Origin of the sequence: Stenotrophomonas sp. HMWF023, from assembly GCF_003060985.1 — a bacterium.
Classification (GTDB): Bacteria; Pseudomonadota; Gammaproteobacteria; order Xanthomonadales; family Xanthomonadaceae; genus Stenotrophomonas; species Stenotrophomonas lactitubi.
Genome location: NZ_QAIJ01000318.1, coordinates 20,429 through 27,369 on the forward strand (window position 1 = coordinate 20,429; position 6,941 = coordinate 27,369).

At 68.4% G+C, this 6,941-nt stretch carries 6 protein-coding genes and 1 pseudogene; 2 read left to right on the forward strand and 5 right to left on the reverse strand.

All coding sequences use genetic code 11. From position 1 onward, the window contains the following. Positions 1-13: 13 nt before the first annotated feature. Genes DBR20_RS19045 through DBR20_RS19065 form a run of 5 tightly spaced genes read right to left on the reverse strand, consistent with a single transcriptional unit; the run spans position 14 to position 6,206 of the window. The gene (locus DBR20_RS19045) at positions 14-1,630 is read right to left on the reverse strand and encodes a hypothetical protein (protein ID WP_108267684.1); all 1,617 of its coding nucleotides are present in this window, start codon (positions 1,628-1,630) and stop codon (positions 14-16) included. A gap of 37 nt (positions 1,631-1,667) precedes the next feature. Continuing rightward, positions 1,668-2,789, reverse strand: coding sequence for a hypothetical protein (locus tag DBR20_RS19050; RefSeq protein ID WP_108267686.1), 1,122 nt, complete (start codon positions 2,787-2,789; stop codon positions 1,668-1,670). 34 nt (positions 2,790-2,823) lie between these two features. After that, positions 2,824-3,387, reverse strand: a complete 564-nt coding sequence (locus DBR20_RS19055; protein ID WP_108267688.1) for a hypothetical protein — start codon at positions 3,385-3,387, stop codon at positions 2,824-2,826. Between the two features lie 30 nt (positions 3,388-3,417). Next, positions 3,418-3,837, reverse strand: a complete 420-nt coding sequence (locus tag DBR20_RS19060) for an NUDIX domain-containing protein (RefSeq protein ID WP_108267690.1) — start codon at positions 3,835-3,837, stop codon at positions 3,418-3,420. Beyond that, entirely contained in the window at positions 3,834-6,206 is a 2,373-nt protein-coding gene (locus tag DBR20_RS19065; protein ID WP_108267692.1) for a S9 family peptidase, read from the reverse strand. Before DBR20_RS19065 ends, DBR20_RS19060 begins: the two co-directional genes overlap by 4 nt. A gap of 167 nt (positions 6,207-6,373) precedes the next feature. Here DBR20_RS19065 and DBR20_RS19070 point away from each other — a divergent pair, with 167 nt between their 5' ends. Next, positions 6,374-6,703 (forward strand): hypothetical protein, encoded by a 330-nt coding sequence (locus DBR20_RS19070; protein WP_108267694.1) that lies wholly within the window; start codon positions 6,374-6,376, stop codon positions 6,701-6,703. Positions 6,704-6,740: 37 nt separating this feature from the next. Next, positions 6,741-6,941 (forward strand): annotated as a pseudogene (locus DBR20_RS23470) (RNA polymerase subunit sigma); the annotation flags it as partial.

The window sequence follows — 6,941 nt, forward strand, 5'->3', positions numbered from 1 at the left end:
GGCCCTGGCGGACTCACCGCTTGCGGTTGGAATTGCGTGGCGCCGGGGTGTCGTCCACTGCCGTCTCATCGGCCGCCTTCTGCAGGGCGCCCCCCAGAACGATCAGCTTCCAGTTCTGTGTTTCGAGCACGTCGCAGGCCACGTGGAGGCCGTTGCGGTCGGCCTTGCACAGCTGTTCCAGGGTTGCACGTGCGTCCACACCGGCACCGTTGCCCTGCGCGGTGACCAGGTTCTCGCACCCCTCGCGGACACCGGCGCGGCAGACCGTGGTGTAGTGTTCGGCGGCCTGCAGCCAGTTCCCGGACAGCGCAAGGCGGTTGCCGAGGATGTTGCAGCCCTGCAGCTTGCCTTGTGCGCAGCAGGCCTCGGCACCACCGCCATCGGCCAGTGCCAGCGGGCAATCCTGTGGCAGCGGCAGCACCGTGTACTGCTTCGGTGCGCTGCAGCCGGTTGCGCCCTCACCCGTGGGAGCGAACACCTGGAAACGGGTCCAGCTGTCCAGGCCCAGCAATTGGCCGTCCGGCAACGGACGCAGCACGAAGTCACCGCCCTTGTCATGGCGGATACGGATGTCGCCGCTCTCGACACGCGCACGCAGCTGGCTGCTCCAGCCAACACCGACCAGACCGGCGTCACCGAAATCCAGCGTGTCCATCAGGCCGCCGTCGGACCGGTAGTTGCCACAGGGCAGGGCCGTTGCGGGCTGCGGTCGCAGCGATGCGCCCACCGCCTGCAGCGCAGGCAGGCGCTCGCAGGCAGAGATTTCATTGCCGGGTGTGCAGGCCGCAGCCAGTGCCTGCACCGCCTGCAGGGGATCTCCCGCTTCCCAGGAGAGCTCAGCCACGCGGGTACAGAAGCCGCCGTGCGGCACCTTCCGGCACAGCTGCAGCAGCTGTTGGCGGCGCTCAGCCGGCACGATCACCGGCGCCGTCGGCGCCGCCATCGTCACCACTGCTTCGGTCATGGCTGCGGTCATCGCTGCCTTGACCAGCTGCTCCTGCACCGCAGGGGCGGCCTCCAGGGCTGCGGCACAGGCCGGGGTTCCCTGCTCGAAGCCGCCGTCGTGGCAGGCGGCAGGGAGCTCAATGCCGGACAGGGCCGCGTCGAGCGCGGCCTTCTGCACGGCAGGATCAGCGTCGACCGCAGGTTTGGCCTCATCGTGCCAACGATCAGCCAACTGCAGGCACATGCCCGGCACGCCTTCCTGGCAGGCCGATTCAAGAACGGAAAGCGGGGCGATGGCGCGATTGTCCAGGCACGCCGCCGCATCGGCCAGGCAGCTGCCAGCGGCAGGTGTGGCTGCCGCAGCGCACTGTGCCGGCGTCTGCAGGGTGTAGACCGTGCCATCTACTTCGACGGTGCGGCCACGATCGCGCACCTGCAGCGCGCTGGGCAGGCCGTATTCCAGGCTCACCAGCTGCAGCTTTCCGTCGATCTGCTGGAAGGCGACCGGAGACGGCGCGCTGCCGAAATGCTTCTGCTCGCCGCGATTGGGTGAGCTGATGCGCAGCGTGCTGCTGCCTTCATCGGCCTTGAACAGGCCGCATTGTGGCGATTGTGCAGCAGCCATCGGCGTGGCCAGCAGCAACGTCCAGGCCAGCCAGCGGCGGTGCGGTGCGGATGAAGGCATGTCGTCTCCTTGACGATCGAATGGGACGCTCCAGGCGCTATGGCGAACCACGGCCCTCGCGCGGGGGCGTGCATTGTGCCGTGCCGGGCACCGGCTGGTAACGCTGGTAGCCGGTCTGCGCGTCCATGCCAAGCAGGTCGCCGTTGCCGAGCTGGCGCAGCACAAGGGTTTCACCGTCCTGCTGCAGGTGGATGGCGCCTTCCTGCAAGCGGGCGTGTGTGCCATCGCCAAAGTCGAGCGTCTCGATCACGCCACCATCGGCCTGATAGCGGCCGCACGGCACCTGCAGGAGCGGCACCAGGCGTAGATCGTCACCGAGTTCACGCAATGGTGCGGTACGTTCGCAGGCGCTGCCGCGCCCCGCATCGCAGACCACCTGCAGGGCCTGCACCGCCAGCGCAGGTTCCAGCGCAATCAACTGCTGCTCGGCCACTTCGATGCAGAAGCGGCCACTGCGGTGCTGCAGGCACAGCTGCTGCAAGTGATCGCGTGCAGCGGCCGTAAGGGGCGAACCCAGCGTGTCTTCGTCTTCCTGTTGCAGGCGTTCACCTACCCGCTGCATGGCTTCAGCCAGTGCATCGTCGGTCAGCACCTCGCAGGCCCGTGGGTCATGCCCGGGCGTGTGTTCGCGGCAGACGGGCGGGCGCTCGAAGCGCGCGGGGCCGATGACGTCGCTTCCCACCGCAGTCACTGCATCGCGCAGCTGTCGCAGCGCCGTCGAGCAGCCCGCGCCAACGCCTTCGTTGCACGCGCGCTGTGCCTGGCCGGGTGAGGCTGTGGGCAGCTGCGCGATGCAGTGGCTGCCGGCGGCGCGGCAGCTGCCGTCCATCGCGCTGGGTTCGATGGCGCAGGCGCGGGGCTGGCGCAGCGTGTAGACCACGACGACGTCGTCCTCGATGCGCTGCCCATCGGCACTGATCCGGATCGGCTGCGCCACGCCATCGTCGAGCATGACCATGCGGGTCTGTGCCGCACTGCGATCGATCCACAGCGGCTCCGGCTCACTGATGTCGTTGTGGCGGTAGCCGGTGCTGGGTGTGGTGAACACGAGCGCCATGCCGCCATCGGTACTGCGGTATTCGCCACACCGCAGCGCGTCGGCACCGGCAGGCAGTGCGATGAGCAGGAACAAGGTGGGCAGGAAGTTCAACAAACGCATGCGACGATCCTTGTCGTGCGGAAACGGATGCGATTCAGCGGAAGCGCGCGCGGATGTCCGGTCGCAGCAGGCGCCAGCCCAGCCAGCCCTGCAGGCCGGCGAACAGCACCGAGGTGCCGACCAGTGTCAGGGTGAACAGCACGCGCTGTACCTGCAGCTCATGCTGCGCCGACGGGTCGCTGGCGAGCAGTGCGATCAACACCAGCAGCAGACGGTCCATCCACCAGGCGATCACGAAGTTGGCCAACGCACTCAGGCCCAGCATCCACACGTAGGCCCACAGGCCCCATCGTCGCCCGCGCCACAGGCCCCAGCTGGCCAGGGTCGAGGCCAGGCAGAGCAGGGCAACAAGCAGCGAGGTGGCCGCCGGATGTTTCAGCATCCACCACAGGCTGCCGTCGAGCTGCTGTTCCCACGCCACTGTCACCAGCGTCGTCCAGAACCCGGTGCGGGCCAGTGCCGCGGCCATCAGCGCCTGCGCAAGGAAGTAGAGGGTGACCAGCAGGCACAGCCAGAACGAGCCCTGCGCCACTGCGCCGACCCAGTTGTTGGGTGGCGGTGGGGTGGGTGCAGGGATCGGGGGAATCGAGGCTGACATCCGTTGTCCGGCTGGGCGGTGCCCGCTTCGTCAGCGAGCCGTCGCCAGGGCAGCGACCGCCGGCAGGATATGGTGTTCGCTCAAGGGTGCCAAGGGCTGGCCGTACGGCGGCTGCAGCGGTACCCAGGCCAGTTCGGCGATCTCCGCACGCGCGCACGGCTCACCTTCGATCCAGACCCGCCAGGCCTGTGCCTGCACGCGGTGGCCGGGCTCGTTCACCGCCCAGTCCTCGAAATTGCCCAGTGCGATGGCGGAGGCGGTGTGCAGCTGCACACCCAGTTCCTCGTCCAGCTCGCGTGCCAGTGCCTGCAGCGGCTCCTCGCCCGGCTCGGGCTTGCCGCCCGGCTGGATGAAGCGGCTGGCACCGTGCTTGCGCACGACCAATGCCCGGCCGCGATCATCGAGGATGACCGCGGCCACGATGTGGATCGTGGCCGCGGCAGCACTCACTTCAGGTTCTGCTCGAACAGCTTGAGGATGCGCTTGTACTGGTCCAGCCAGGAGTCGGCACGCACGTAGCCGTGGCGCTCCAGCGGGTACGGCGCGATTGACCAGTTGTCCTTGTGCAGCTCGATCAGGCGCTGGGTCAGGTTCACCGAATCCTGGAAGAACACGTTGTCGTCCATCATGCCGTGGGCGATCAGCAGGTTGTCCTGCAGGTTCTGCGCGTACTCGATCGGCGACGACACGCGGTACGCCTCCGGATCGATGTCCGGGGTGTTGAGGATGTTGCTGGTGTAGCCGTGGTTGTACTGGTGCCAGTCGACCACCGGGCGCAGCGCGGCGCCGGCCTTGAACGTGCCCGGCGAGCGGAACAGCGCCATGAAGGTCATGAAGCCGCCGTAGGAACCGCCATAGATGCCGGCATGGTCACGGTCGCCCTGCTGGGTGTCGACCAGCCAGTCCAGGCCGTCCTTGTAGTCTTCCAGTTCCGGGTGACCCATGTTGCGGTAGATGGCCGTGCGCCAGTCGCGGCCGTAGCCCTCGCTGCCGCGGTAGTCCATGTCCAGCACGATGTAGCCCTTCTGCACCAGCAGGTTGTGGAACATCTGCTCGCGGAAGTAGGCCGGGTAGCGCTGGTGCACGTTCTGCAGGTAGCCGGCACCGTGCACGAACATCACGATCGGGTACTTCTTCCCCGGTTCCTTGTTTTCCGGCTCGTAGTACTTGGCCCAGACCACGCCGGCGCCGTGCTTGGACGGCACCGCCACCAGCTTCGGCTGGACCCACTGGCGCGCCTTGTAGTCGGCGGTGCGGGTGTCGGTCAGCACGCGCGCCTGGCCAGATCCGGTGCTCGGCACCACCGCCAGCTGCGCCGGCAGGTAGGCGCCGGAATAGCGCACCAGCAGCTGCTGGCCGTCCGGCGACAGCGAGAAATCTTCCACGCCGTTGAGGCTGGTCAGCTCGCGCACCTGGCGGGCACTGGTATCGACCGCGCAGACTTCGTAGTCATGCGGGGCCTGCTGGTTGCACAGGAAGTAGAAGCCCTTGCCGTCGGCCGACAGCACCGGCGCCGAGGTTTCCCACTTGCCGCTGGTCAGCGCCTGCGGCTTGCTGCCGCCGGCCTGGGTGTACAGGTGCGAGAAGCCGGATTCCTCGGACAACAGCCACAGCGTGCGGCCATCGGCCATCCAGCCGAAATCGTTGAAGCCCCAGTTGATCCAGGCGTTGTCGGTCAGCCGATGGCGGTTCTGTACGCGGCCGTCGGCAGCGGCAACACTGACGATCCAGCGGTCCTTGTTGTCGTTGGCGCGCAGCATCACCGCGGCCTGCTGGCCGTCGGCGCTCCAGCGGATGCCACCGCCCATGAAGTCGCTCATCACCTGCACGCTGCGGTCGCCCTTCAGCGCGTCCTTGCCGGCCTTGCGGCGCAGCTCGGCCAGCGGATCGGTGCCGATGCCCGGCAGGCTGGACAGCGACAGCTTCTCGGCCTTGCCGCTGCGTACATCCACGAACCACAGGGTGTGCGGCTCGAAGCCGTTGCGGCCGACGCGGGGACGGGTGTCCTCGGTTTCCTCGTAGCCCGACTCGGTCACGTACAGCGGCATCTTGCCGCCGCGGCCGTCATCGAAGTCCTTCGGCTTGGTGGTCACGATCAGGTGGCCCAGGTCCGGCGACAGCACGCTGTCGACGATCTCCACGTCGGCGCCCAGGAACACAGGGCCCGGTGCGCGGGTCGGGTCGGCCTGGCGCCAGCGCTGGTCCTGGTCCTTCAGCGCCTCGCGCTGTTCGCGGTCGCGGCGCAGGGTTTCCAGCGTGCGCAGCTGCTGGTCGCGCAGCACGTCGGCCTTCGGCGGCGTGCTCGGATCCTTGTCGGCCTTCAGGCTGGCCACCTGCTGCACACCGCTGGCGGCGGTCCAGTGGAACCAGTTCTGGCCGACGCGCCAGATCACCCCGTTGTCGGCGGCGAAGTTCACGCCGGCGGCGCGTTCGTTGCTGCGGGTCAGCTGGGTCAGCGCACCGCTGCGCAGGTCGCGGACGAACACGTCGCCGTTGCGCACGAAGGCGCTGCGGCTGCGGCTGCGGTCATAGACCGGATCGGCCACGTCGAGGCTGCCGCGCTGGTCATCGGCCACCTGTGCGGCCACGCCACCGGCAACCGGCTGGCGGAAGGTGTCGCGCACCGGGCTGCCGTTGCGCTTGAGCTGGTATTCCACCTGCTGGCTGTTCCACGACCACCAGGCCTTCTCCACCGGCGGACCGATCCAGTCCGGGTCGGCCATGGCCTGTTCGATGGTGATCGGCGTCGGCGCGGCCTGGGCGGCCGGAGCGGCCAGCACGGCAGACAGCAGGAGGGACAGGGGCAGCACTCGGGACATGGGCGGACAGCACCAGAAGAGGAAACCGGGCAAGCGTAGCAGCCGCAAGGGCCGGGGGAGGGGGCCACAGGTCATGGCAGCGGGATCGGCAAAGCGGTGCAACCGGTCGGCAGGGCCGCGCATCCAATCTCCTGAACCCGCATCATCCAGCGGACAGGAGCACGACCATGCAGGAACTCATCCCGATCACCCTCTTCATCTGCACCGCCTATGCGATCCATGCCATCGCCGATGCGCGTGCGCGCGGCAAGCTGGTGGCACCGCACGTGCCGGAAGAGGTGATCCGCTCGCTGGCGGTATTGGAAGAGGAGCGTCGCCGCCAGGGCGCGCTGCGCTGGGGCATCAGCCTGGTGTGCCTGGCACTGGCCATGGCGCTGCTGGAGGCCATCGGTGCACGCGACCTGACGTTCGGCGCCGCCGCCGCGATGGTCGGCAGCGCCGGCCTGGGTCAGCTGCTGGCCTGGCACTTCACCCGCCCCGCAGCGCGCAAGGGCTGAGCCGGCGCATGTTGCGGGCACAGGGGAAGCCCCACGCATGAGCCTGCTCAGGGGAGCGCTGGCTGCATTGCGAGGGCGGCATCGACCGGATGCCGCGGCGGCGACCACGCCCGCCGAGCCGCTGGATGCGGACCAGGTATTGGTGCGCGCGATCATCGACGGCTCGCAGCCGGCCTTCGCGCAGCTGGTGGAAACACATCAGCGCACCTGCGCGCATGTGATCGGCCGCATGGTCGGC